This window comes from Thermogladius sp. KZ2Tp1 (assembly GCF_051131135.1).
GTDB lineage: Archaea > Thermoproteota > Thermoprotei_A > Sulfolobales > Desulfurococcaceae > Thermogladius.
In genome coordinates, this window is the sequence record NZ_CP151274.1 from 121,695 (window position 1) to 146,651 (window position 24,957).

Below are 24,957 nucleotides of genomic sequence, written 5' to 3' on the forward strand. Positions count from 1 at the left end.
AGGAGTAGTTATCTAAAAAATGGACTTATATACGAGCAGGGACCGAGGGCGTGGTCAGTACACGACCAGCTGAGCACCGTGTAGGCTCTCGAGCACCTCGACGAGGGGTTCAACGATGTCCTCGAGAGGCATGTTTACCTCGCTACTGATGGTGTTCGCTACGTCCTCCACGGTGTGCTCGCCGTCGCACAGCAGCCAGACGTAGTACGCTAGCGGCGACAGCTCGTACACTTCTTCCTCGCTCTTCGCGACGTAGAACTTCTCGCCCTCCTCTCCAAGGAAGGTTCCTTGCCTCAGCGGCTTAAGGCCCCTTATCTCCTCGTAACGGCTCTTAGCCCCTGTGTCCGCGGTGTGCTCCTCGCTCATTACCCTCGCCTCGGCCTGAACCCACCGCGCCTCCGGCCCTGGAAAACGGGGCGTCGCTCCTCCTCCGGCGCTGTAGGCGAGTCGGCCGGTACCTCGCTCGGCTGGGGGACTTCGGCGTCGGAGACCTCCTTTACCTCGCTTGACCTTCCAACGTTCAGCTGGACCTTGCCTCGGAAGCTCGTCGTCCAGGCACCTGTTATCTCGACCGCCTGCCCTTCCTTGATGGTACCCGCCTTCTCGCCCCACAGGGTCGTCTCTACCCTACCGGTCGAGTCGCCAATTACAGCGTTGCTGATCGTACGCGGCCCCTTCTTCGTCTGGATTACTTTGGGAGGCCCGGCTTCTAGGACCCTGCCCTTGATCTTCACGTGTTCCATTCCGGGTTTTAGGTCTATTATATTAACGGGGTTTCCCCCCGACTCCTCTTCCGACTCACGTTCCATTACGCTTTCGACTCCGATACGTCGCTAACCCCTAAGCTAAGGGGCTCTAATAAACTTGACGGTTACACCGAGCTCGCCGAGTCTCCTCGAGGCTCTCTCCAGACACTCGGGGACATCCCACCGACACCTGAACATGTGCGATACTGCGGTCGGGTCATCGCTAGACCCGAACCCTTTCACCGGCTCGAACACCCCTGAGAGCAATGTAGAGAGAACGTTTTCCCGAATACCCTTTTCGGTCACCGCGAAGTATCCCAAGACCCTCGCCCTCGGGTCAGACGTAACGTGGTCGATGTGCCAGAAGAGCTTCTTCGACTTAGAGGCGTGCCTCCTCACCCTCGACTCCACGCCGCCGGGGCCCCTAGCTGAGCCGACGTAGAGGTAGACACCCCTCGGTAGATCGAAGACCTTCCCTCCGCGTGTAACCACCCTTAAGTCCTCCTCAAGGGTGAGCACCAGTACGTAGAGCCCTTTCACCAAACGCGACGACCACCCTTTAATCACCGTGTGGAGTGATTTTAAGGTAGTGATGAGCCTCGGTTTCAGCTGAGACCTGATGAGGAGTTACTCAGCTGACCGCCGCTAGCTCGTGTACGAGTTGTGTGACGGCGAGTTCGGCTAGTCGTTGGACTGGACTCTCGAGTACTCCACTAGGGGGTGTTGCCGGAGGGCGGGAGGTAAGGTAGTCGCCTGGATTAGAGCCCCTATGGCACCTAATCGAGGTGGAGAGCCCTCGACGGATATATCCCGGAAGGCGAGTACGTTTCTAGGTACCTATACTGTTCGTAAATGCTGGTTGTCATGGGGGTTGGCTAATTCACTCCTTCCCCGGACCCCGTAGACCTCAACTTGAATGGCGAGGGAAAGAGGTCTCTCAGGTTCGCGACGACGGTTTTACCCGTCTTCACGCTGTGCATGACCACCTCTACTTCGCTGTTGAACTCTGCTAACACCTGCCTACAAGCTCCGCACGGAGGAATGGGCTTGTCCATGTCTGTGACGATGGCGATCGCCACCGGGCGCCTCTCCCCAGCTGTTACCATGGCGGATATCGCAGACCTCTCGGCGCATATCGTGAGCCCGTAACTGCTGTTCTCTACGTTAACGCCTCGGTAGATGTTACCTCTGTCAGTTAGGACGGCAGCAGCGACGTGGACACCACTGTAGGGTGCGTAGGAGTGTGGGAGGACCCTTTTAGCCTCTTCTATGAGGAGTCTCATAGTCTTATCGTCCAACCCTTCTCACCATTATGACGAACACGTCTCCACCTATGTCCCACTCCCTGGCGTAGCCGTCTAGCTCGGGGAGCGTGTCCACGAGCTCGACTTTCACGGAGCCTGTCTCGTTCTTCACGTAGTCTTGGTACCACGTGAGTAGGCTCTTCTTGTCGGCCGGGGCGACGATATACGTCTCGACCTTCTCGTCGAGCTCTAGGTTCATCATCTTTCTCATCACCTGGATCCTCCTGACGACGTCTCTGGCCAGCCCTTCCGCGACCTCCTTCTCCGTCAACCTCTTGTCGACCGCTATTGTCCCAAGCTCGCTTACCTCAACTGTGTAGCCCTCTACGTAACCTACGACGACCTCGAAGTCGCCTTGTTCTAATCTCGCAGTCCTCCCCTCGATCTCGAGGTCGAAGTAGCCCTTTGTCAGGAGCCCGTGCGCGACCTCGCTCTCTCTTCCCTTGACGTACTCTATCACTCTGCCTGTTAGTTCCTTGAACTTTGGCCCGAGCCTCTTGTAGACCGGTCTCAGGGTGTAGACCACTATCTCCTCGACGCTTTTTGCGCCCTTCACCTCCACCGCTTTCGAATTGAACACCTTCTTTAAGAGCTCCGAGTGCTTTTCCACGACCTCGGCGACTTCCTTCTTGTCCGTGTAGACTATCACGCTTTTGACTGGTTGCCGCAGTTTAATCCCGGCTTTCATCCTGGCCGCCGCGACCCGGTCTGCGAGTGTCCTGACGACCTCCATCTCCCTCTCTACTGAGGGGTCGAGGAGCGAATAGTCTGGCTGTGGCCAGTCGGAGAGGTGGACAGACTCGGCGCCCTCGACGGGTCTGAAGACCTTCTGGTACACGTACTCCGCAAAGAAGGGTGTGAAGGGGGCAGCCACCACCAACATGTTCTTCAAGACGTAGTAGAGCACCGCGTACGCTGCTAGCTTGTCCTCGGTCTCCTCTTCCACCCATATCCTCGGTCTAACGATCCTGAGATACCAGTGGCTCAGGTCTTCCACGACAAACCTCCTCCACTCTCTGACAGCTTCGTGTATCCTGTAGTTCTCGAGGCTCTCTGTTATCCTGATCAAGGTGTTCGTGAAACGGCTCAACAACCATTTGTCTTCGAACTTCAGCCTGCCGGCAAACTTCTCTAAGCTGTTCCTCGAGGGGTCGAACTTGTCTAGGTTCATGTAGGTGGAGGCGAACAAGTAGACGTTCCAAGCCACTTGCAGGTCGCTCGCTACTTCGTCGATGCTCTTCCAGGAGAACCTCAGGTCTTCCCACACAGTGTTGCTCAACAGCCACAGCCTGAGCGGGTCTCTACCAACCGTTTTGATCGCTTCGTCTGCGCCCACGTAGTTGCCCAAGCTCTTGTGCATCTCCCTCCCTTTCTCGTCGAGGGCGAAACCGTGAACCAAGACAGTCTTATATGGGCTGACGCCGAAGCCTATGACGCCCGACCTCAGGAGTGAGAAGAACCACCCTCTCGTCTGGTCGTGCCCCTCTACAATGAAGTCTACGACTACCTCCCCTCCCTTGAGGTCTTGCGGGCGCCCCCTGGCAGCGTAGAAGGCTATACCGCTGTCCAACCAGACGTCCACGACGTCTTCGACCCTTCTCATACTCCTGCCGCAAACGGGGCACTTGAGCTCGACCCTGTCGATCCATGGTCTGTGGAGGTCTGGCGGGACCTCGCCGCCCAGCCTCCTGATGTCGTCGACGTCCCCGACTACGACGTAGTGTCCATTCTCGCAAACCCAGACTGGTAGTGGCGTCCCCCAGTACCGCTGCCTAGATACCACCCAGTCCTGGACGTTCTCGAGCATGTGTAGCATCCTCTGGAGCGCCCACTCGGGTATCCACTTGACAGACTTTGCCTCCTGTACTAGCCTCTCCCTCAACCTAGATACTCTGATAACCCACTGCTTCGTTGCACGCAGGACGACGGGCGTCTTGCACCTCCAGCACACGGGGTACTTGTGGATGATGGAGCCCTCGTACACGAGATAGCCCCTCTCTCTCAGGTCCTCGATGATCGCTCTGTTGGCGTCGCGTACGAACATGCCCTGGTACTTACCAGCCTCCTCCGTGAAGACGCCCTCGTCGTTGACCGGGCTCACAACCAGGTCAATACCGCTCTTCTTGGCGACCTCGAAGTCCTCGAAGCCGTGGCCGGGAGCCGCGTGTACTAGGCCCGTACCCTCGTGTAGGCTTACGTACTCCTCCGAGGGGAGGACGACGTGGTACTTGCCCAGCTTCTTCTGGGCTTCGACCAGGTCTTCGAGGGGGTGTTTGTACCTTAAACCTACGAGTCTCTCGCCTGGGAACTCCTCGATGATAGAGTAGTCCTCAAGTCCCGCTAGTTCCATGACTTCCCCGAGGCGCGTCTTGGCGAGTATCCAGACCTCATCGCCCACCCTCACCCTAACATAGGTGCCCTTGGGGTTAACCATGATGAACGTGTTGGCTGGGAGAGTCCACGGAGTTGTAGTCCAGATCAGTAGGAAGGTCTTCGGCTCCCCCTCCACCGGAATCTTCACTACTATACTCGGGCTCTCGAGGTCGTGGTACTCTACCTCGTACTCAGCGAGAGTGGTCTGGCACCGGGGACACCAGTGGACGACTCTGTAGTCCTTGTCTAACAGGCCCGACTCGTGAGCCCTCTTAATCAGCCACCACGCTGACTCTATGTACTTGTTATCGAGGGTGTAGTAGGGGTTTTCCCAGTCCATGGCTACGCCGATTTCCTCGAACCACTTCGTCATGGAGGCCGCGTTTGTGAGGGCGAGCCTCCTACACTCCTCCACGAACTTGTCTACCCCTATCTTCTCCTCTATCTCTCTCTTGCTTGTCAAGCCGAGCTTCTGCTCGACTTTCACCTCTATGGGTAGCCCGTGGCAGTCGTAGCCGGGCTTGTCGAATACGCGGAAGCCTCTCATCCTCTTGAAGCGGAGAACCACGTCTTTCAACGTCTTGTTCCACAACGTGCCTATGTGGGGTACGTCTCCAGAGGGGTACGGCGGGCCGTCTATGAAGATGAACGTGTTCGGCGAGCGCTGGGCTTTCTCTCTCATCTTTCGGTATATCTCCACCTCCGCCCAGTAGCTCTTGACCGCGTCCTCAACGGCTCTCCAATTGTACTGTCCCGTCAGCTTACCCGGTATGGGCAAGTAGTAGCCCACCTAGGTCTGGTCAAATAGCAGTGATAACACTAGTAATAAATCCTAACGTTTTTAACTCAATTACCGCCCGCTTTTTAAGTTCATCCAGGTGCAATTAGAGCGTGGTGGTTTATTGCTCGAGGAGCTGGTCTTGAGCGTAGTACGCGAGTACAAGCCGTCCCGGAGCACCCTCCACTCCATTGTTTACTTGAAGAACGGGGTGTTGCTGAAGGACTGGACTCTGACCATAACAGGCGTGTACAGTGAGAGGCTTGAAAGAGTCGTGGAGGAGCTGATAAACTCCGGCTCTATCAGGGTGTGCAACAACGGTAGACTGACAACGGACACGTGCCCTTCAGACAACAAGGACTTGAGTAGTATAGTAGACGAGGCTATAAGGAGGTTCGTGAGGGAGTCTTTCAGCTCGTCTCCGGTGCTTCGGCTATCCTAGCCTTGACCAAGTCGCTTATGACGTTCGCTACGATCTCTTTGGCCTCCGCGACTTCGTCCTCGTCGAGCATCTTGTACTTGCGCCTCTCGAGGTAGACCGTGACCAGGGCCTCTGGTACTAACCCGTGCCTCTCCGCGAAACTGTTGAAGTTGACCTCTTTGTAGCCGATCACCTTGGAGTCCTTCAGGGATACGACTAGGAGGTGCTTGACTATCTCGCTACCAGCGGAGGGGAACACGTCTACTTTGTTGTAGAGGGTGAGCACGTCCTCGTCTGAGAGCTGCAGCTTGCCGAACCTACTGTTCAGCTCGCTGACGATCTCGCTCTTTATCTTGTTCTTCAAGTCCCTGCTAAACCTCGTGGAGAACAGTACCCTGGCGTCCTCTAGCTTCAGGACCTCTCTACTGAGGAGCTTCCATATGGGTTTCCTCGTAACAAAGAGGCTCTCGAGAGCCCTCTTAGCGAAGTCTCTGTCCTCGCACTCGAGCTCAGACGCAGGCTGGTATACTAGGGACTGGAGTACCCCGTAGATGCTGAAATCGTTCAAGAGTACGTACTTGGACCACTCGTTCCTGTCCAGCATGTCTTCGAGGATGCCGGTGACCCTGCTCTTGATGCACTTGAGCAACCGCCCTACAGTCTCGACGAACGCTATGTTCACGTGGTGGAAGTACACGTTCTTGTACATCATCTTCCTCGCCTCCAACAGCCTTACGAGGTCGTCGACCGCCTTGCTAGACACGGCAGGCTTCAGCAGGCCGTCGTGCTCTACTATGAACGTGTTCCTCAGGAGCCACTCCTCGTTTATCTCCCCTATAGCGAGGCCCGTGTAGTAGGAGTCCCGCTTGAGGTAGTCCATTATATCGCTCGTAAAGATGTAGTCCCTCACCACAAGCCTAACTATCGTGCTCAGCGCTTTATCGCGGGTCGGGACGAAGAAGTCCTCTGGCTTGATATGCCCCTTCTTAAGGAGCTCCGTGTAGTCCTTCATACCGAGCGGCGGCTTCAATCCGTCGTCCAGCACGTTCAGAGCGTACTCGGGGTCGACCCCGAGCGCCTTGTAGTTGTCCTTGAGGGCCTGCTCGATCAGGCGGCGGATGTTCTCCCTGTAAATGAGGTACCCGAGGATCTCGTGGTTGCCTATGACATATGGTAGGAAGTCCCTCGTCTTGTAAACGTACTCGTCGAAGGCATGGCTGAAGGGTCCGTGCCCAATGTCGTGTAGCAATCCAAGCAGCCTCGTAGCGAGCGAGATCTCCTTGAGCCTCGCCGAGAGCTCGCTGTAGTGCTTGGACTGCGAGAGGTACTCTAAGCTACCCTTGAGGAGGTAAGTGATGTACTTGTACGACACGTGCATCACGCCGAGGCTGTGGTTGAACCTCGTGTGGGTGGCACTGGGGTATACGAAGTGGGCCATCTGGAGTTGTAGAATGTACCTCAGCCTCTGAAGGGGCCAGCTGTCCATTACGATGTCTTCAACGCCCTTTATGTAGTCTATGTAGTTGTAGATCACGTCCCTGACCTGGGCGTTGAACGGGAGCATCCACGGGAACGGGCTTGGGCCTGACTCCAACTCGATCACGGCGAGTACTATTTTCCTTCAACAAAATACACTTGCGATCTTAATAAATATTACTTCCCAGACTTCATCTTCTCTATCAACGCCTTGTAGGGCGACTCGAGGAAAAACCCGTTCCTGCAAACGGGGCACACTACTAGGACAGGGCGGCTCCTCTCCTCAGGGACGGTCTTCGAGTCTGCCACGTATAGAACCGACTCGTAGACGAAGTAGAAGTCGCTCGGTCTACCCCTGAAGCCGCAGAACGGGCACTCCAGCTCCATTCCCTCAACCGATCAGAGGTTGGTTGAGATCCCTATTAAGTTTGGTGTTAGAAACACTCCTCTTTGAATTAGTTTCAGAAACCAAAAAGTTTATAAATCAAACCCCTAGATAAAGTATTCTTAGGTGGGAAAGTGCCCGGCATGATGCCTCTGATCGGCGAGAAACTCCCTGAAATGACTGTCATGACTACGCACGGCCCGAAGAAACTGCCAGACGACTACCTAGGGAAGTACCTTGTCTTGTTCAGCCACCCCGCGGACTTCACACCCGTCTGTACAACCGAGTTCATAGGCTTCGCAGTTAGGTACGAGGACTTCAAGAAGCTGAACGCCGAGCTTCTGGGGCTCAGCGTTGACAGCACCTTCTCCCACATCAAGTGGGTCGAGTGGATCAAGGAGAAGTTTAAGATCGAGATACCGTTCCCGATAATCGCTGACCCGACAGGCGAGGTCGCCAGGAAGCTGGGCATGCTACATGCCCAGTCCGCTACGAGCACTGTGAGAGCTGTCATCATCGTGGACGACAAGGGTATTGTCAGGGCAGTCCTCTACTACCCGCAGGAGACAGGCAGGAACCTCGACGAGATACTAAGGCTCATCAAGGCTCTCCAGGTCAACGACAAGTACCACAGGGCTCTGCCGGCCAACTGGCCTAACAACGCGCTGATCGGAGACGCCGTGATAGTGCCGCCCGCCGCCACAGTACAGGAGGCTGCTGAGAGGCTGCAAAAGTACAAGTGCTTCGACTGGTGGTTCTGCATCGAGGAAGGCAAGGTACCCGCGGAAGAGGTCAACCAGGTCAGGTCGTGGCTCGAGAGAGCGGCGAAGCCCTGGAAGCTCCAAGTCCCTGAGAAGTAGCCCAACCTTTTTTCTACATACACCTCCGCACATCTCCTAACCCGATTGTATGTTTTAGCTATAAACATATAGAATATTCACATTTTTATTTAAGCTTATATACAACTCCCACCTCTATTACTCTCCTACAAGGTGAGCGACTGGTTGAAGTTGTCTCCAGCGAGTTTGGCCTTACTACTCATAGGACTTGTAGTGGGGTTCCCGCTAGGATACGTGACCAGCACCGCCCTCTCCCCCCAGTCAACCAGTGCCCCGCAGGCGGGCCAGGCTAGGGAGTACCAGATCGGCTTCACCTTACCGCTGTCTGGAGAGCTGTCCTCCATCGGCAAGATATGGGAGAAAGTCGTCTACCTCGCTCTTGACGACCTGAACAACGAGGTCAAGGCCTACGGTTTCAACGTTACCTTCAAGCCCGTAATACTGGACGACGGTACACAGGACGACAAGGCCCTCGCTAACGTGCAGAGCTTCGCCCAGATGGGTATAAAGGTCGTCATAGGCCCGGCCGCCAGCTCGCAGGTCAAGGCTGTCAAGTCGTTCGCGGACGCCAACCACATCGTCATCATATCCCCGTCCTCGACGGCGCCTACCCTCGCGATACCGAACGACTTCATATTCAGAACCGTGGGTAGCGACGCGAAGCAGGCTAAGGCCCTTGCTACTCTAGCTTACACGCAAGGCGCCCGTACGGTAGTAGTCTTCCACCGCAACGACGAGTACGGCAACGCCTTCGCCGACTTCTTCACGAGGTACTTCTCCCAGTTCAACAACACGAAGGTGTACGACCTGCCATACCAGGCAGGCCTGAGCGACTACACCTCCGAGGTCAACGCCCTCGCCTCCAAGGTGCAGTCCACTGGCGCGGACTCCGTGGTGTTGATAGCCTTCGACACGGACGCCGCTAACATCCTAGCACACGCCGCCGGCAACAGCGTTCTTTCCAGTGTTAGGTGGTTCTTGTCCGAGGGGCCGCACGGGGCCCAGGAGCTCCTCTCGCCGACGATAGGGCAGTTCGCGCAGAAGGCCAGGCTGCTCGGCACGAGACCCCTCTTCGTCCACAACCCGCTATACGACGAGTTTGCTAAGAAGCTGAAGGAGAAGTACGGTGTAGAGCCCACCGTCTTCTGCGACACCCTCTACGACGCAGTACAGCTCGCTGGATGGGCCATCCTCAGAGCCGGCAAGTACGACGGCGACGCGATAAGGGCTGCCCTCGTCGAGGTGGCCAAGCACTACTATGGCCCTAGCGGCTGGACCATGTTCGACGAAAACGGTGACAAGGCCTTCCAGGACTACGGCGTGTGGGCGATCGTCAAGACAGACCAGGGATACCAGTTCATGGACGTCGGCATGGTCCAAGGCGACTCTGTGATCTTCACTACGACGCCGTACAGGTGACGAGCCGTGATGATAACCCAAGACTTAGTCAGTTTTTTCCTCTTCTCCCTTCTCTACCTCACCGTGACCATACCCCTCGTCCTCGCTTACCGCGTTACTAAAGTGATCAACTTCACCGTCGCAAACTACATAACTTACGGGGCCTACACAGCTGTTTTACTGGACTACTATATGAGGAGCAGTTTCGGGCACAACTCGCTCTTGCTAACGGTACTCTCCTCATTTGCGGTTACGGGCTTGATCGCCGTAATGTCTAATTTAGCCGTCTTCAAGCCTCTCGCCGAGATGAGGGTGAAGGGGGACGTCCTCATGATCGCCTCCATGGGGCTGTGGATCGTCCTCAAGTACGTGCTCTACATCGTGTCGGATATCGCGAGCTCCGCTTGGAGGACGAACCTGGTCTCGTACTCCCAGATCCACTACGACGATATCTCCCTGTTAACGGTGAGAGCCGGGCTTGTAGGCGTACAGCAGAGCCTTGTAGTCTTCCCACTACTCGCGGTCGCGTCCATGTTTATCCTATACCTGGTCTTAAGCGAGACTAGAGTGGGTAGGGCTGTACTCGCGGTCGCGGACAACAGCGTGCTGGCGTCGCTCTCGGGTGTCGCCGTGGGAAGAGTTGTCAGCCTCACCTGGTTTCTCACAGCCGGTCTCACATCGCTGGCAGGTGTCATGTGGACCACGTACAGTGGGGCAATAACGCCCGAGGTAGGAGACTCCCTCATACTACAGGTTTTCACTATCGCTTTCATAGGTGGTCTCTCATCACTCACGAGGACAGCCGCTGGTGCACTGCTGATTAGCGGAGTGGAGAACTTTGGCACAGACCTCTTGAGCACGTACCTGGGCTTGCCGACTAGCATTAAGCCAATGCTCACGTTTACCGTGCTACTCGCGACTCTGATCGTAAGCCCACCACTTGGAGTTGCGGGTGGTGTGCCGTACAGGTTTACGAGGGGTGCTAGACGTTGATCGACGTGTTGGGCTTCCTGATCACTCTAACCACCTATATCGGCATCTACTTGGTCCTCTCCCTGACGCTGACTCTCGAGGTGTCAAGCGGGATCACGAACTTCGGCAAGGTGGCGTTCTACGGCTTGGGAGCCTACACTGGCGCACTCATAGGAACCTACCTGCCACTAGCAATTGCTGGTAGCAGGGCGTCTCCCTTCGACGTGAACGGGATACAGCTCTTGTACACGATATCGAAGAGCAACCCTGTACTCGACCTGTCCGTTTTCTTGTTGTCCCTTGCCGCCGGGTTCGCTGTTTCGGCTCTTTTTGGCCTACTGTTGACGTACCCTATCCACAGGGTCGGAAGCGCTCTAGTCGGGTTCACACTCCTGAGCACGGGCGAAGTCCTGAGGCTCTTCTACCTGAACACAGAGCCGCTAGGCGAGAGCAAGGGGTTCATGGGCATACCAAACCCCTTCGCGTGGCTTCCGCAGGCCAGGGGGGCCGAGGCGCTGTACCTCATTATAGTGTGGTGCTTCGTAGGCCTCACCCACTTCACCGTTAGCAGGATAATGAACTCGCCGCTCGGCAGGATTCTGAAGGGGATGCGCGACGACGAGCTCGTCGCCCTGTACGCGGGCTGGCCGACGCCCCTGATCAAGTCCAAGGTACTTGCCCTTACGTCCGGCTTTACGGGTGTAGCGGGAGTCCTCTGGGCGTACTACTTCACGAGTATAAACCCGAACATGTTCACCCCCTCGCTCACCTTCAATATATGGGCAATGGTGATCCTCGGCGGTATAGACAGCATAGTGGGCGGCGTGTTGGGCACTGTCCTCCTCGCCTCCGTGGACTACGCCACGAGGTTCGTCATACCCTTCATTGGCACAACGCTTGTGACCCCCGACTACCTCCGCTGGATCATAGTGGGGCTGGTAATGCTGGTCGTCCTACTTAAGAAGCCGGAGGGTCTCGCACCTAGACGAGGAGGCGTGTCAAAGCTGTGAGAGGGGTGGGAGAGCGTGGGCGTTAAGCTGATCGTCGAGAAGGTCACCAAGAGGTTTGGCGGAGTCGTGGCGCTGAATAGAGTCTCGATAAACGTGCCCTCCTCGCTCGTAGTGGGCTTAATAGGCCCGAACGGGTCGGGTAAGACAACGCTATTCAACGTGGTAACAGGCTACTACACGCCCGACGAGGGGCGGGTGCTGATCGAGGGCTCCGGCAGAGTAGTCGACATCACTGGGTGGAACCCTAACAGGATCTCTAGGATGGGTGTCGCTAGAACCTTCCAGATACCGCGGCTCATACCCTCGCTGACCGTTCTAGAGAACATGCTGCTGTTCTACGACTACGGCTCGTGCGCGTCGATCACCTGCAGTCTCCGAAGGAAGTGGGTCGACGTCGAAGAGGCGGCTATCGCGAGAGCGATGAGCATCCTGAGAGAGTTCGGCCTCGAGAGCATAGCACACAAAAGACCGGCTGAGCTATCCGCAGGACACCTTAAACTGGTAGAAACGTTGAGGGGTCTCATGTCTGACGCGAAGCTGTTCATGCTCGACGAGCCTTTCGCAGGAGTGGAGAGCTGGATGGCGCGCAAGTTGACCGATACCATAAGGAAGATAAACAGGGAGAAGGGCTCAACGTTCGTGATCATAGAGCACAGGATAACCGAGCTACTGGAGGGTGTCGACTACGTCTACGTCCTTCACAACGGTAGCCTACTCGCCGAGGGCAAGCCGGACGAGGTGGTCTCGGACGAGAGGGTGATAAAGGCGTACTTGGGGAAGTGAGAATGCTGGAAGTCGTTAATCTAGCCGCCGGCTACGGGAAGCTGAAAGTTCTAGAAAACGTGTCCTTGAGGGTTGGGGATAGAGAGGTCGTCTCGGTAGTGGGCCCGAACGGAGCTGGCAAGACAACGTTGCTAAACTCGATCATGGGGTTGGCCGAGGTCTACAGCGGGAGGGTCTACTTCGACGGCACCGACATAACCGGGTTAAAGACGGAGAAGAGAGTGGCGCTCGGTTTGAGCTACTCTCCGCAGACCAACAACGTCTTCCCTAACCTGAGCGTCCTAGAAAACCTAGTGATTGGGGCGTACACGAGGCGCCACGACAGGTTGAGAGACGACATTGAGGATGTCTTCAGGCTGTTCCCCGAGCTAGCCGATAGAGCGAAGAGCAAGGCGAAGAACTTGAGCGGAGGGGAGCGGCAAATGCTGGCGATCGCGAGAGCCCTGATGTCCAAGCCGAAGCTACTCCTACTCGATGAGCCGACTACGGGCCTCTCTCCCAAGGCCAGCAAGAGCCTACTCAACAAGCTCCTAGAGATCAAGAGTATGGGGGTGTCGATCCTCCTGGTCGAGCAAAACGTCGACTACGCGATGAGCGTAGCGGACAGGGTCTACCACCTCGTCGAGGGCAGGATAGCCGGGGAGTACCTCCCCGGTTCCCACGAGGCGAGAACGCTTATTGAGACCTTCTTGACAGGGCGCAAGGTATCTTGAGACAACTAAGACACGGTAGCCCGGCTCGACGGGTAAAACTTAATTAGTGAGACCCCAAATCATTCCCCACAGCAATCGGCGAGGTGAAAGGTATCGAGCTTCTACGAGATAAAGACACCCAGGCTCGTGCTGAAGATATCAGTGGAGGACCTGGATAAACTCCACATACACGAGGAGATAATACCCAGCATACTGAGGTGGCTTGTGGAAAAAATAAGGAGCGACAAGGTGTTCAAAGACCCCATCCTCGTCGACGAGAAGACATTTGTTGTTCTCGACGGGATGCACAGGGTGGCTGCGGCTAAGGAGATAGGCTTCAAGTACATACCCGTCTGCCTCGTGGACTACGACAACGAGTCGATAGAGCTGCACGCCTGGGGCAGGGTCTTCGCAGGCGGCGACTGGAGACAGCTTGTAGACGCCATCAAAAGCGCCGGGTTCCACGTCGGGGAACTGAGCAGCATGGAGGAGGGGCAGCGGCTCTTAAGCGAGAGGAGGGCTGTGGGCGTGCTCGTCACGCCCTCAGGCATCTATGTAGTATCCTCCGGAGAAAACGACATCAAGAAGATTTACGACCGAGTCAAGGAGGTCGAGTCCACATTAGTGAGTAGGGGCTTCAAGATCAGCTACATGACTGAAAAAGACTCGATAGACGCGGTGAAATCCGGTAAGGCTGCCGCCTCGCTGATACCCCCCGTGATAACAAAAGACGAGGTGAGAAGAGTAGCCTTGAGGGGTGAGGTGTTCACGCACAAGGCTACGAGGCACGTCATACCAGCGAGGCCCATGAACATCAACGTGCCTCTCGAGTGGTTAACGGGCGACTTGCCGAAAGACGAGGTCAACAGGAGGGTTAGGGAGCTTCTCTCTGGTAAGAGGATAAGGAGGCTGCCGCCGGGCACTGTACTGGACAGGAGATACGATGAGGAACTCTACGTTTTTGAATGAAAAAGTTTTTGTCCCTCTCTATGTTCCACCTATACTCCTCCTCTAGACCTCACTTCCTCACTAGAATGTGTACAGGCTCGCCCAGCATCAGGAGAGCTATCTCTCGAAGGGCCTCCCCTACCGTCAAGTGCGGGTAGGGGAGTTGAGAGACGTCCTCGAACATCATCTTCCCGATCACGACCGGGATGAAGGCCGAAATGACCTCAGAGGCGTTCGGTGCGACTATGTGGACGCCGTACACCCTCGAAGAATCCTCGCTGACCAGCATTTTTATGAACGAGTAAGACCCGTCCTTTATTTTCACGGCCGATAAAAAGTTCAATGGTACCTTGTACCTAACGTACTTTATCCCCAGCCTAGAGAGCTCTTTCTCCGTGTAACCCACGTAGGCTACCTCCAGGCCCGTGAAAATCGTTAACGGGACTAGCCTGTAGTCGATGTTGTGGGCCTCCTCCCCCACGATGTTCTTCGACGCGATCATGCTCTCGACCATCGCCTTATGGGCTAGCAGGGGGCCGCCCACAACGTCCCCCGCGGCGTAGATACCGGGGACGCTGGTCTCCAGCCTAGGCGAGACCTTGACGAAACCGGCGCTGTCGAGCTCGACCCCCACGTTCTCCAGGTTGACGCTGGAAGTCTTCGGTACACGCCCTACGGCAACAAGCACCTTATCCACCGCTGTCTCCTTCCCGTCGCTCAGTTTCAGGCGAACACCGCTCTCCCCCCTCTCCACCCCAGCGATCTCGACACCCTCTAGTACGTTGACTCCCCGGCGTTTCAAGTGGCCTCTAATTGCCTGTGCCACATCGCTGTCTAGGAACGGTAGGATCTGGTTGGACCTCTCCACAACGGTTACCTCTACGCCGAGGTTGACGAGTGCGTTGGCAACCTCGACTCCGATCACACCCCCGCCCAAAATGGCCAGAGAGCCAGGGCGCTCCCTCATCTGGAAGATCTCTCTGTTACTCACGACGAGCTTACCGTCGAACTCGAGACCCGGCAAGGGCCTGGGGTCTGTACCGAGGGCGAGGAGGACTTTCTCCGCCTCTATCTCGACGTTCTCGACCTTCACTCGTTTACCCTCCTTGATGACCCCCTTCCCGTTGTAGACTTTAACACCGTAGGACTCGAACAGGTACTCGATGCCTTGGCGAGCGGCCTCGACCATGGAGTTGGACCACTCTACTATCGACTCCCAAGGCAGCTCCGCACTCCCCCCGACCTTTCTCACCGTCCTAGCGGCTTCGGCAACGTGGTAGAAGGCCTTGCTGGGTACGCATCCGTAGTTTGTACACTCGCCCCCGAGGTAGTGCTCCTCGACGACCGCGACCTTGAGGCCCCTCCTGGCCAGCATGATCGCCGCCGGGTAGCCCGCTACACCGCTCCCCACAACTACAACGTCGTGCTTCACGATAGCTCACCTCTCTGCTTTCTCACGTAAACCCTCCACGTGGGCGCTAGCGTCTTGGGGTGGTCCCCCTTCACGTAGTCGATGAGCTTAACGCTGGTATTAATAGGCCATTTCTTCGCCTCGTCAGGGTTCTCGTAGGCCACCCTACTGATCTCCTTCAGCCTCTCAGCATACCTCTCTATGTTCTCTATCGCCTCGCTCTCGGTGAACTCCACCTGCAGCGCCTCCTTCACTATTAGGGGGAAGTAGACCGTGGGCGCGTAAAAGCCGGCGTCGAGCAACCCCTTTGCGACGTCCATAGCAGTAACACCGGTCTCCTCTGCGAGAGGCTTCGCGCTCAACACGACCTCGTTCTTCCTGAACCTGCCTTTACCGTAAGGCACTTCGAAGCCTCTCACCCCCTCGACAAGCTTGATAAAGTAGTTTGTAGCCAGGACAGCGTGCTCGGACGCTCTCCTTAGCCCCTGCGGCCCGAGCGACGCTATGTACACATACGCCCACACCAGCGGTACCACGTTGCCGAAGAAGGACTTTATCAGGCCGACGCTATGAGGCCCGGGGTGCCTCAGCCTATAGATGCCCTTTTCCTCGTCGTAAACCACTAGGTAGCCCGGTAAGAGGTCGCTAAGTCTGATGTTCTTGTCCTCGTCGACCACTCGATCCTTTACGCAGACCGGCCCCGCCCCGGGGCCACCGCCACCGTGGGGGGAGCTGAACGTCTTGTGTAGGTTCAGGTGGGCGATGTCGAAGCCCATGTCACCCGGCCTGGCGTAGCCTAAGATGCCGTTCAAGTTGGCACCGTCGTAGTAGAGCAGAGCATCGTACTCGTGCACCAGCTTCACTATGTCCCCTATCCTCTCCTCGAACAGCCCGAGTGTACTTGGGTTGGTGATCATCAGCCCCGCCGTCCTCTCCCCGACGACCGCCCTGAGGGCCTCCAGGTCGATGTTTCCGTCCTCACCCGTCGGGACGGTGACGGTGACGAAACCGGCCATTGAGGCGCTGGCCGGGTTGGTCCCGTGAGCACTGTCCGGGACTATGATCTCCCTCTTCAAGTCGGCCCTCCCTTTCACCTCGTGATACCTCCGGATCGTCAGTACGCCCGCCAGCTCCCCGTGCGCGCCCGCCGCGGGGTGGAGAGTGCAGACGTCCATGCCCGTGATGCTGGCGAGCCACTTCTGCAGCTCGAAGAGTATCTCGAGCAGTCCCTGGACAGTCCTCTCGTCTTGGAGCGGGTGGAGGTTCGCGACCCTCTCGTCAAATGCGACCCACCAGGCTATCCTCGGGTTGTACTTCATGGTGCATGAGCCTAGTGGTACCGGCCCGTTGTCGACCCCGTAGGACATCTGGGAGAGCCGTGTATAGTGCCTTACCACCTCGACCTCGGGGAGGCCGGGTATGTTAGGAGGGGTGTCTCGGAGGACCCTTTTCGGTATCCTGATCTCTCCCACGGCCCTAGCCGTGCTGTCGCTGTAGGAGTCTAAGCTGAGCCCCGTGAAGCCCTTGTCGGGGTATTCCAGAATCAACGGCTCGTTCCACTTGGCCTGCCTGAACATCTCACGGCACCCCCTTGCCACCTCTCAGGATTTCACTCAGTGCGCCCGCGAGGAGGTCGATGTCGTCCCTTGAGTGCACCTCCGTGATGACGAACAAGGCCGTCTCGCCTAGCTCGGGGTAGTAGTCACCAATGTACAGCCCACCGTGTATTCTCTTCGCCAGCAACCCCTCGTGGACTTCCTTGTACCTCACGCCAACACCGTTGAACGAAACAGGGAACTCGTTGAAGAAGTCTGACTTGAAGACCCCGGTGTTCAAACCGATCTCGGACAGCTTCATCTGAGCGTAGTGGGCGTTGTAGTAGTTGATCTCGGCGAGCCTCCTCAAGCCTTTGCCCCCCAGGAGCGACATGAACACCGCGGCGGCGATCGCCATCAACGCCTCGTTCGTACATATGTTGCTGGTAGCCTTCTCGCGCCTGATGTGCTGCTCCCTGGTCTGGAGGACCATCGAGAACGCCCTCTCGCTCCCGTCCCTCGTGGTGGTGAGGCCTATCAGCCTACCGGGCATCTGCCTAATCAGCCTCATGTCGTACCTGACGGCAAATATCCCCAGGTGGGGGCCTCCATAGTTCATTCCTAGCCCCAGAGACTGCCCCTCACCCACCGCGATGTCGGCGCCGAGCTCACCCGGCGGCTTGAGTAAGCCGAGCGACACCGGGTATACCCCGGCGACTGCCAAGGCCCCTCTCTCGTGAGCTAGCTCGAAGACCTCCTTCACACCGCTCTCGATCACGCCGAAGAAGTTCGGGTACTGGACGTAGACGCCGGCGGTCTCGCCGTCCAACTTGTTTTTGACGTCCTCCAAGTCGACCTCGCCGGTTGCCCTGTCGTACTCTACCTCCACGAGCTTTATACCGTGGGGCCTGGTGTAAGCCTCGACCACCCTCTTGTGGAAGGGATTCACGTTTTTCGGGATAAGGAACTTGCTCCTCCCCTTGTTGACTCTCGAGACCATTAGAACGGCTTCGGCTAGTGCCGATCCCCAGTCGTACATCGACGCGTTCACTACGTCCATTTCGAGAAGCTCGGCCATGAGGCTCTGGTACTCGAAGATGGCCTGCATAAGCCCCTGCGATATCTCGGCTTGGTAGGGTGTGTAGGCTGTTAAGAACTCGCCCCTCGATATTATGTACTTCACTACCGGTGGCACGTAGTGAGGGTAGACTCCCCCACCCATGAACGGGGGTGTTCTAAGGGCCGCGTTCTTACTCAGCTTTTCGTCCATTAACCTCTTCAACTCGACCTCGGACAAGGGCCTGCCGAACCCTATTTCTAGCCTTAACCAGTCTTCGAGCTTCATCCTGTACGTCTCCGGTATGTCGGCAAACAACTCCTCTACGCTCTTGACGCCGATCGTCTTCAGCATCTTTTCTACGTCTTTGCCGTTGAGTGTGGATATCCACGGCTGAGTGTAATCTGGGGTCATTCCGTTCATCCGTGATAAGGAATGTCGCGTGAGCTTATATTTGCTTATAGGAATCATATCTGTACTGTCGACGAGACGGAGATCGGGACTATGCCTAAAATCCAGCTTCTAGACTTCTACGTAGAAAAACTAGGCGCTGAGCCGGGCACGTTCGGCGATTGGGAGGTTCCTTACAGGTTCAGCGGCGCCATAGAAGAACACCTCGAAGTGAGAAGAAGGGCGGCCTTCTTCGACGTCTCACACATGGGGAGACTCCTAGTGAGGGGCAGCGACTCCTTCGAGTTCTTGCAGTACGTCTACACGAAGGACTTAGGCAAGGTCAAAGCAGGGTTCATGAGCGGCCCAACCCTGTCCTTGAACCAGTTTGCGAGAGTGAAGGACGACGAGATGCTATACAAGCTGAGCGACGAGGAGTGGCTGATAGTCACGAACGCCCTAGCCACGGAGAAGATGAAGAGCTTCTTCGCGTCCGTCAAGAGCGAAAAGGGCTTCAAGGTCGAGATCTCGGACTTGACGAACGAGTACTCCATGCTAGCGTTGCAGGGCCCGGAGAGCGTTAGGGTCATGGAGGCCCTCGGCGCCGGCTGGGCCTCGGGGCTCAGGCCGCTCGAGTTCAGGCAGAACGAGGTAATCGGCAATTCGAGCGTCTACCTCGTGAGCAGGAGTGGTTGGACTGGAGAGGACGGTTTCGAGATATGGGCTAGGCCGGCGGAGGCCGTTAAGCTAGTCGAGCAACTCGTGAGGCTGGGTGTAAAGCCGGCGGGCCTCATAGCCAGGGACACCCTCAGGATTGAGGCGGGTTTTGTGCTGGGGGGTAACGAGTACGGTGAAGACCCCCTGAAGTTCCCATGCGCGGTCGGGTTGAGGTACGGGATGGGCGCCATCTCGTGGAGTAAACGAGGGTTCGTTGGAGAGGAGGCTCTCAGGGCTTGTCGCAGGGAGGGGCCGAGGTGGGTGAGGTACGGCCTAAAGCTCTCGAAAGAAGCTGGGAGGATCGTGCCCAGGAACGGCGACGCAGTCTACGTCGAGGACGTCCGTGTTGGTTGGGTCACCAGCGGAATGTACTCGCCAGTCCTAGAGAGGCCTATAGCGCAAGCCTACATAGACACCAGGTACGCTGTACTGGGCGAGGAGGTGGAGGTAGAAGTTAGAGGCAGGAGGCACGAAGCCAAGATAGCCGACTTCCCATTCATCGCCAAGAAGTGAGGGGGTCAAACCGCTTTTTTCACCATATACTGACCGTAGTCTACCAGCACCCGGTAGTAACCCCTAAGCTTGTTGTCCACCTCCTCGTCTCCAGTGTAGACCCTTAAGTAGTCCAGCTCGCGGACTTTGGACAGTGTCGCGACCACGATGATGTTCTCCCTTGGGACGAGCCTCAGTACGTTCGGCGAGATCTGCTGGTTACCCCTACCGAATATGAAGCCCTGTCTCCCGATCGGCGTGACGACAACGTACGTCTTCACACCTCTGCCGACTATTTCCAGCAGAGGCCTCTCCCACGTGTCCCTCAACACCACCCTCCTGTTGAGCACCACGTCTACGCCTAACTGCGTGAGGTCGTCCCGTAGGAACTCCCCGATAGCCTTCACCGTACTGCCGGGGCCCAGTATGTAGTAAGCGCCGTCCTCCATTGTCTCGTACAGGTACCTAGCTATCGCTCTCTTGTTCTCCTCGTCGTCTGAGCTCGTCACGAGACCCTTACTGGGCTGTAGTAGGCCCTCGACCCTCACAGTCTTGACGTAGCCGTAAACCCTCAGGCTCAGTTTATCCGACCGGAACAGCTCCTCGTCTACGTCCACAACCTCCGCCTCGACGATGGCCCCGCTGCCGCGCAGGTAGGCCTCGAGAATCCCGGCCGCATCCCGTGGGGTGTACGCGAAGGCCCCGCTGTAGACTTTAACCCCGCTGGGGACACCCAAAACAGGTACCGAGGTCCCGACTACGCTGTAAACGTCCTTTAGGGTGCCGTCGCCCCCCACGAAGACAATGATGTCGACTCCCGCACGAAGCATCTCGGTGGCTGAAGCAATAGTGTCCTCCCTGGTCGTAGACCCCTTCCTCTCTCCCACGACCCTTTCCACGAGCTCGTTGAGCCCCGCCTCAGCGACCTCGTCCTCGCCCATTAAGCCCGCTGCCGTCACTATTCTAAATTCCCTCGAACGCAGGCTCCGCAGGAACTCTACCGCGCGTCTAGGGGCGATCAGCTGGTAACCAAGCGAGAGAGCCCTCGCAACGGCCTTCTCGTCGGTTCCTTTGCTACCTATGAAGCCCCCAAGCCCGGCATATGGGTTGACAACGAAGCCGACCCTCATCACTACCACTGGCTCTATGATATCCTTATATACGTGTACAAACAATAAGAAGGTGAAGGGGTCTAATGCTAGAGGACCTACTATCAAAGTACCCCGACCTTAAGCACGTTTACGACCTCACGACCACCCATACCAGGTACAGGAAGAAGGAGACGATCAACCTAATAGCGAGCGAGAACGTGATGTCGCCGCTCGCGATGCTGCTCTACTTGAACGACATGATGCACAGGTACGCCGAAGGCAAGCCCTTCAAGAGGTTCTACCAGGGGCTGAAGTACGTCGACGAGCTGGAGGTGAAGGCCTCAGAACTCATGGGCCAGCTGCTCAACACCAAGTTCGTGGACCTAAGACCGGTCAGCGGCACTACAGCCAACGCTGCTGCTTTCAGGACCTTCACCAAGCCCGGGGACAAGGCTGTGGTGGCGCCAGTCCAAGCGGGGGCGCACGTTAGCCACACACGCTACGGCACGCTAGGTGCTCTCGGGATAGAGCAGATAGACATGCCGTTCTCGCTTGAGGAGTGGAACATAGACGTGGACAAGTCCGTTAAACTGATCGAAGAAGTCAAGCCCAAGATAGTCACGCTCGGGGGCTCCCTCTACATCTTCCCCCACCCCACCAGACCAATCGCCGAGGCCGCGCACAGCGTGGGTGCCAAGGTAATACACGACGTGGCGCACGTGCTAGGCCTCATAGTGGGGGGAGTCTGGCCCAACCCCCTCAACGAGGGGGCAGACGTTATAACGTCTTCGACGCACAAGACGTTCCCTGGGCCTCAGGGAGGCTTGTTCGCAACTAGGCTAGAGGAGGACTACAAGGAGATAGGTAAAGTGATATTCCCCATGTTCGTCTCCAACCACCACTTACACAGGCTAGCCGCCACCGCGGTCACGGCTCTAGAGATGAGGGAGTTCGGAGGGGACTACGCAAGCCAGGTGGTGAGGAACGCCAAGGCCCTCGCGCAGGCTCTGGCGAGTAGGGGGGTGAAAGTCGTGATGGAGGAGAAGGGCTTCACCGAGAGCCACCAGGTCGTCTTAGACGTCTCGAGGCACGGGAGGGGTACAAAGGTCGCAGCAGCCCTGGAGGAAGCCCACATAATAGTCAACAAGAACATGTTGCCCTGGGACAGGCCGGAGGACGTGAAAGACCCCTCGGGTATCAGGATAGGCGTGCAGGAGGTCACAAGGTGGGGTATGAGAGAGGGGGAGATGGAAGAAATAGCCGAGTTCATCAAGCAGGTGATCGTGGATAAAAGGGACCCGTCAGAAGTCAGGAGGAAAGTAGTCGAGTTCAGGAAGGAGTTCCTCGAGGTCCAGTACTGCTTCAAGATCTCGAGAGAGGACGAGGTAAGGTTATTGTCTCTCCTACTACATCCATGACACGGGGTGGGTGAGCGGCGTGTCTAGCGGGGAGATAGTGGTAGAAGTTGGGAAAAAGAAGTACGTGGTCAAGACGGACAGGCTCTACACCGAGAGCGACGAGTGGATTAAAGTCGAGGGCAATAAAGGCGTTGTAGGTGTAACAGACTTCGCTCAGAAAGAGCTCAGAGACATAGTCGGCGTCGAGCTGCCGGAGGTCGGCACGGAGGTGAAGAAGGGGAAGGCGGTGGGGAGTCTAGACTCTGTGAAAGCGACCTCCCACTACTACGCTCCGGTGTCAGGTGTTGTTACCAGAGTCAACGAGAGGCTTACCGATACACCTGAGCTGATCAACAAAGACCCCTACGGCGAGGGCTGGATATTCGAGCTGGAGATCAAGGACCTAAACGAACTTAACAGCTTGTTGAAACCCGAGGCCTACGCTGAGAAGATCAGGAGGCAGGCCCACTAACCGCTACTAGGATAGCTCCCTTACTAGAAGCCCGAGCTTTTTAATACCGTCCTCGATCTCGTCCATTTCCACCATCGTAAAGTTAAGCCTAATGCTGCTTCTCCCAGAGTCGTCGAGGTAGAAGGGCTTTGCGGGGACGACCGCTACACCGTACTTCTCCAGTAGCACGTCGGCAAAGACCTCGGAGTCTACCCTTGCGGGGAGTTCCAGCAGTATGAACATGCCGCCGCGCGGTCTGTTGTACACGGCTCCCTGGACGTACTCGTCTAGGGCAGACATCATCGTGTCACGCTTTCTCGCGTACTCCTGTACGGCCCTCCTCTTTATCTGGTCGTATAGGCCCTCTCTTAAGACCCGGTCTACCAGGAGTTGCATCGGGACTGGAGCGCACATGTCGCTAGGGCCTTTGATCGCCTTCACGAATTCCACTATTTCGGAGGGGGCGCTGAGCCATCCTATGCGTAGACCCGTCCCGAGCACCTTGCTGAAGCTGCCGACGTAGACAACCCTCCCCTCCTTGTCGTAGTGGGAGAGCGGCTTGTAGCTGCCCTCGTAGACCAGGTGATTGTACGCGGCGTCCTCGACGACCAGGAGGTCGTACCTCGACGCGATCTCGACCAAGTGCTTTCTCCTCTCCTCGCTCATGACGATCCCGGCAGGGTTGTGCCCGGTGGGTATCGTGTAGACGAGCTTTACCTTTCTACCCTCCGATATGAGTCTCTTCACGACCACCTCGAGACCCTGTGTATCAACTCCCTCCCCGTCGACGCCGACCCCGACAAGCCGCGCCCCGTAGAACTCCCAGTCGACTATCGTGTTAACGTAGCTGGGGTTCTCGAGGATCACTTGGTCTCCAGGGTCTATGAAGAGCTTTCCTAGCAAGTCGATCGCCTGACTCCCACCCACGGTCACCAGCACGTTGTCCTCGCTGGTCTTCACGCCCTCGTACCTCCACATGAAATCTGCGATAGACCTCCTAAGCGAGGGCAGCCCCTCGGTGGGAGAGTAGTTGCAGGACTTGGTCTCCTCGTGGAGGACCTTGCCGAGTATAGTAGAGTAGAGGTCTCTCGGTATTACGTTGGGGTCCGGCTCGCCGGCCGCAAACGATATAACTTTTCTCGTGGCGGATATCGCCGAGATCTTTGAGACGAGAGTTCTTATCGGGGATGGTTTAACAAAGTTTACGCGGTAGGAGAACTTGTGAGATGCCGACATCAACACCACACAGTTGCATAATGGGTTTCGCTAGAGAATAAATCCTTAGCGTTAGTCCGGTGGACAGGTGAGTCCTTACCTCTTCCTCCTCGCCTTCAACTCTTCTCCCCGGGACCTCTCGCCCTCCTCGACCCTTTCAAACGACACCTCCGGGTGGAACCTGACGTCTACGTGGTATACCGAGTCGTAGAGATCGATCACTCTCTTGACTATCTTCCTCCTCAATTTGAAAGCGTCTCTTATCGTGGTGAGAGGGTCGATGTACACCTCGACGCCGATCACGTAGAACGACGCTAGCTTCCTTGCTTCAACAGACTTGACGCGGGCTCCCGCGGATGCCAGCAGGTCTTGGATGCTGTTCATTACTGCGAGGCTCATCTTGTAGTCGAGGTTCTCTCCTCTTATCAGCGAGACGCTGTCGCTGACTATACCTTGTACGCTGTGGAGTATGAACATCATCAACACGACCGTGAACAGTACTTCTAGAGCCGTGCTCTTTGTTATAGATGTGGCTAGTATCCCGACGGTGGCCGTTACGCCTGCCAGGACGTCGACTAGCGCGTGCGTGGACTCGTACCTGAGAGTCTCTACATTGTACTTCTCGAACCCTCTCCTCAACGTGGTGTACGTTAACACGGTGAGGGCGGTTCCGGCGATCGTGGCAATACTGGAGTACATGTTCACGGTTGCGGCTCCGCCCGCGTACAGCAGGCCGTTCAAGAAGTCGTAGAAGACGTAGAAGTAGACCCCGACCACGGTTAGGGCTATCAAAAGGCCCAGTGTCGACTCCAGGACCACAACACCCATAGGGTACCTCCTGCTCAGGCGGCTCGCGAAGTATAGCCCAAGGAGCAGAGTTAGTTCTAGGAGCGAGTCCGTGACCCAGTGTACCAAGTCCGTGAACAGTATTATGTTGTTCATAAAGACGACGAACACCGAGTCGATCAAAACGCCGACTAACCCGAGAGCAAACGTGTACGCCAGGACTCTACTAGACCACTTAAGCCTCAAGGTGAGATTGGCCATTTCACTTCACCCGCGAAATAACTCTTGAG

24 protein-coding genes are annotated in these 24,957 nt (G+C 56.6%); 11 read left to right on the forward strand and 13 right to left on the reverse strand.

Annotation, left to right across the window (positions count from 1 at the left end):
- Positions 1-54 precede the first annotated feature (54 nt).
- From WLZ34_RS00580 to ileS, 5 genes are all read right to left on the reverse strand, one after another.
- Positions 55-366 carry a PqqD family protein gene (locus WLZ34_RS00580; RefSeq protein WP_434731455.1) on the reverse strand — a complete coding sequence of 104 codons (312 nt, stop codon included), beginning with the start codon at positions 364-366 and terminating at the stop codon, positions 55-57.
- Positions 366-743, reverse strand: coding sequence for an OB-fold nucleic acid binding domain-containing protein (locus tag WLZ34_RS00585; RefSeq protein WP_434731456.1), 378 nt, complete (start codon positions 741-743; stop codon positions 366-368). The genes WLZ34_RS00580 and WLZ34_RS00585 overlap by 1 nt, the downstream gene beginning before the upstream one ends.
- Before the next feature lie 102 nt (positions 744-845).
- Entirely contained in the window at positions 846-1,286 is a 441-nt protein-coding gene (locus tag WLZ34_RS00590; RefSeq protein WP_434731977.1) for a GIY-YIG nuclease family protein, read from the reverse strand.
- Between the two features lie 335 nt (positions 1,287-1,621).
- Entirely contained in the window at positions 1,622-2,029 is a 408-nt protein-coding gene (locus WLZ34_RS00595; RefSeq protein ID WP_434731978.1) for a cytidine deaminase, read from the reverse strand.
- 4 nt (positions 2,030-2,033) lie between these two features.
- On the reverse strand, positions 2,034-5,213 hold the full coding sequence (gene ileS / locus WLZ34_RS00600) for an isoleucine--tRNA ligase (RefSeq protein ID WP_434731457.1): 3,180 nt from the start codon (positions 5,211-5,213) through the stop codon (positions 2,034-2,036).
- 112 nt (positions 5,214-5,325) lie between these two features.
- Here ileS and WLZ34_RS00605 point away from each other — a divergent pair, with 112 nt between their 5' ends.
- Positions 5,326-5,643, forward strand: coding sequence for a hypothetical protein (locus tag WLZ34_RS00605; RefSeq protein ID WP_428726506.1), 318 nt, complete (start codon positions 5,326-5,328; stop codon positions 5,641-5,643).
- On the opposite strand, the gene WLZ34_RS00610 is transcribed toward WLZ34_RS00605, so the two are convergent.
- Both WLZ34_RS00610 and WLZ34_RS00615 read right to left on the reverse strand, forming a co-directional pair.
- Positions 5,612-7,225: an HD domain-containing protein gene (locus WLZ34_RS00610; protein WP_434731458.1), complete on the reverse strand. Its 1,614-nt coding sequence runs from the start codon at positions 7,223-7,225 to the stop codon at positions 5,612-5,614. The two genes, WLZ34_RS00605 and WLZ34_RS00610, sit on opposite strands and share 32 nt — an antisense overlap.
- A gap of 50 nt (positions 7,226-7,275) precedes the next feature.
- Entirely contained in the window at positions 7,276-7,485 is a 210-nt protein-coding gene (locus WLZ34_RS00615) for a hypothetical protein (RefSeq protein ID WP_428726508.1), read from the reverse strand.
- A gap of 132 nt (positions 7,486-7,617) precedes the next feature.
- On the opposite strand from WLZ34_RS00615, the gene WLZ34_RS00620 reads away from it, so the two are divergent.
- From WLZ34_RS00620 to WLZ34_RS00650, 7 genes are all read left to right on the forward strand, one after another.
- On the forward strand, positions 7,618-8,343 hold the full coding sequence (locus tag WLZ34_RS00620) for a peroxiredoxin (protein WP_434731459.1): 726 nt from the start codon (positions 7,618-7,620) through the stop codon (positions 8,341-8,343).
- A 132-nt stretch (positions 8,344-8,475) separates the two neighbouring features.
- The gene (locus WLZ34_RS00625) at positions 8,476-9,741 is read left to right on the forward strand and encodes an ABC transporter substrate-binding protein (protein ID WP_434731460.1); all 1,266 of its coding nucleotides are present in this window, start codon (positions 8,476-8,478) and stop codon (positions 9,739-9,741) included.
- 9 nt (positions 9,742-9,750) lie between these two features.
- Complete coding sequence (locus WLZ34_RS00630; RefSeq protein ID WP_434731979.1) at positions 9,751-10,713, forward strand: branched-chain amino acid ABC transporter permease; 963 nt, start codon at positions 9,751-9,753, stop codon at positions 10,711-10,713.
- 5 nt (positions 10,714-10,718) lie between these two features.
- The gene (locus WLZ34_RS00635) at positions 10,719-11,702 is read left to right on the forward strand and encodes a branched-chain amino acid ABC transporter permease (RefSeq protein WP_434731980.1); all 984 of its coding nucleotides are present in this window, start codon (positions 10,719-10,721) and stop codon (positions 11,700-11,702) included.
- A 15-nt stretch (positions 11,703-11,717) separates the two neighbouring features.
- Positions 11,718-12,485 carry an ABC transporter ATP-binding protein gene (locus WLZ34_RS00640; protein WP_434731461.1) on the forward strand — a complete coding sequence of 256 codons (768 nt, stop codon included), beginning with the start codon at positions 11,718-11,720 and terminating at the stop codon, positions 12,483-12,485.
- Between the two features lie 2 nt (positions 12,486-12,487).
- Positions 12,488-13,198 carry an ABC transporter ATP-binding protein gene (locus tag WLZ34_RS00645; protein WP_434731462.1) on the forward strand — a complete coding sequence of 237 codons (711 nt, stop codon included), beginning with the start codon at positions 12,488-12,490 and terminating at the stop codon, positions 13,196-13,198.
- A gap of 126 nt (positions 13,199-13,324) precedes the next feature.
- Positions 13,325-14,146, forward strand: a complete 822-nt coding sequence (locus WLZ34_RS00650) for a ParB N-terminal domain-containing protein (RefSeq protein WP_434731463.1) — start codon at positions 13,325-13,327, stop codon at positions 14,144-14,146.
- Between the two features lie 49 nt (positions 14,147-14,195).
- Here WLZ34_RS00650 and lpdA read toward each other — a convergent pair whose 3' ends face one another.
- The 3 genes from lpdA to gcvPA are packed head-to-tail and all read right to left on the reverse strand — an operon-like array spanning position 14,196 to position 18,542.
- The gene (lpdA, locus tag WLZ34_RS00655; protein ID WP_434731464.1) at positions 14,196-15,557 is read right to left on the reverse strand and encodes a dihydrolipoyl dehydrogenase; all 1,362 of its coding nucleotides are present in this window, start codon (positions 15,555-15,557) and stop codon (positions 14,196-14,198) included.
- Positions 15,554-17,113 carry an aminomethyl-transferring glycine dehydrogenase subunit GcvPB gene (gene gcvPB, locus WLZ34_RS00660; RefSeq protein WP_434731465.1) on the reverse strand — a complete coding sequence of 520 codons (1,560 nt, stop codon included), beginning with the start codon at positions 17,111-17,113 and terminating at the stop codon, positions 15,554-15,556. The genes lpdA and gcvPB overlap by 4 nt, the downstream gene beginning before the upstream one ends.
- 1 nt (position 17,114) lies before the next feature.
- Positions 17,115-18,542: an aminomethyl-transferring glycine dehydrogenase subunit GcvPA gene (gcvPA, locus tag WLZ34_RS00665; RefSeq protein ID WP_434731981.1), complete on the reverse strand. Its 1,428-nt coding sequence runs from the start codon at positions 18,540-18,542 to the stop codon at positions 17,115-17,117.
- Positions 18,543-18,632: 90 nt separating this feature from the next.
- On the opposite strand from gcvPA, the gene gcvT reads away from it, so the two are divergent.
- Positions 18,633-19,748 carry a glycine cleavage system aminomethyltransferase GcvT gene (gene gcvT / locus WLZ34_RS00670; RefSeq protein WP_434731466.1) on the forward strand — a complete coding sequence of 372 codons (1,116 nt, stop codon included), beginning with the start codon at positions 18,633-18,635 and terminating at the stop codon, positions 19,746-19,748.
- Between the two features lie 5 nt (positions 19,749-19,753).
- On the opposite strand, the gene WLZ34_RS00675 is transcribed toward gcvT, so the two are convergent.
- Positions 19,754-20,944: an ATP-NAD kinase family protein gene (locus WLZ34_RS00675; RefSeq protein WP_434731467.1), complete on the reverse strand. Its 1,191-nt coding sequence runs from the start codon at positions 20,942-20,944 to the stop codon at positions 19,754-19,756.
- Between WLZ34_RS00675 and glyA the strand changes: the two genes are divergently transcribed.
- Positions 20,923-22,236, forward strand: coding sequence for a serine hydroxymethyltransferase (gene glyA / locus WLZ34_RS00680; RefSeq protein ID WP_434731468.1), 1,314 nt, complete (start codon positions 20,923-20,925; stop codon positions 22,234-22,236). The two genes, WLZ34_RS00675 and glyA, sit on opposite strands and share 22 nt — an antisense overlap.
- Before the next feature lie 10 nt (positions 22,237-22,246).
- Complete coding sequence (gene gcvH / locus WLZ34_RS00685) at positions 22,247-22,687, forward strand: glycine cleavage system protein GcvH (RefSeq protein WP_434731469.1); 441 nt, start codon at positions 22,247-22,249, stop codon at positions 22,685-22,687.
- Positions 22,688-22,693: 6 nt separating this feature from the next.
- On the opposite strand, the gene WLZ34_RS00690 is transcribed toward gcvH, so the two are convergent.
- Positions 22,694-23,902, reverse strand: coding sequence for a PLP-dependent aminotransferase family protein (locus tag WLZ34_RS00690; protein ID WP_434731982.1), 1,209 nt, complete (start codon positions 23,900-23,902; stop codon positions 22,694-22,696).
- Positions 23,903-23,977: 75 nt separating this feature from the next.
- Positions 23,978-24,928, reverse strand: coding sequence for a cation transporter (locus WLZ34_RS00695; protein WP_434731470.1), 951 nt, complete (start codon positions 24,926-24,928; stop codon positions 23,978-23,980).
- Between the last annotated feature and the right edge of the window lie 29 nt (positions 24,929-24,957).

What these genes read in the sequence shown, in the direction of transcription:
- gcvT (WP_434731466.1), top strand. Translation starts at nt 18,633, where the DNA reads ATGCCTAAAATCCAGCTTCTAGACTTCTACGTAGAAAAACTAGGCGCT.
- WLZ34_RS00695 (WP_434731470.1), bottom strand. Translation starts at nt 24,928, where the DNA reads ATGGCCAATCTCACCTTGAGGCTTAAGTGGTCTAGTAGAGTCCTGGCG.
- WLZ34_RS00615 (WP_428726508.1), bottom strand. Translation starts at nt 7,485, where the DNA reads ATGGAGCTGGAGTGCCCGTTCTGCGGCTTCAGGGGTAGACCGAGCGAC.
- gcvPB (WP_434731465.1), bottom strand. Translation starts at nt 17,113, where the DNA reads ATGTTCAGGCAGGCCAAGTGGAACGAGCCGTTGATTCTGGAATACCCC.
- gcvPA (WP_434731981.1), bottom strand. Translation starts at nt 18,542, where the DNA reads ATGACCCCAGATTACACTCAGCCGTGGATATCCACACTCAACGGCAAA.
- WLZ34_RS00585 (WP_434731456.1), bottom strand. Translation starts at nt 743, where the DNA reads ATGGAACACGTGAAGATCAAGGGCAGGGTCCTAGAAGCCGGGCCTCCC.
- glyA (WP_434731468.1), top strand. Translation starts at nt 20,923, where the DNA reads ATGCTAGAGGACCTACTATCAAAGTACCCCGACCTTAAGCACGTTTAC.
- WLZ34_RS00690 (WP_434731982.1), bottom strand. Translation starts at nt 23,902, where the DNA reads ATGTCGGCATCTCACAAGTTCTCCTACCGCGTAAACTTTGTTAAACCA.
- WLZ34_RS00645 (WP_434731462.1), top strand. Translation starts at nt 12,488, where the DNA reads ATGCTGGAAGTCGTTAATCTAGCCGCCGGCTACGGGAAGCTGAAAGTT.
- WLZ34_RS00595 (WP_434731978.1), bottom strand. Translation starts at nt 2,029, where the DNA reads ATGAGACTCCTCATAGAAGAGGCTAAAAGGGTCCTCCCACACTCCTAC.
- WLZ34_RS00580 (WP_434731455.1), bottom strand. Translation starts at nt 366, where the DNA reads ATGAGCGAGGAGCACACCGCGGACACAGGGGCTAAGAGCCGTTACGAG.
- WLZ34_RS00630 (WP_434731979.1), top strand. Translation starts at nt 9,751, where the DNA reads ATGATAACCCAAGACTTAGTCAGTTTTTTCCTCTTCTCCCTTCTCTAC.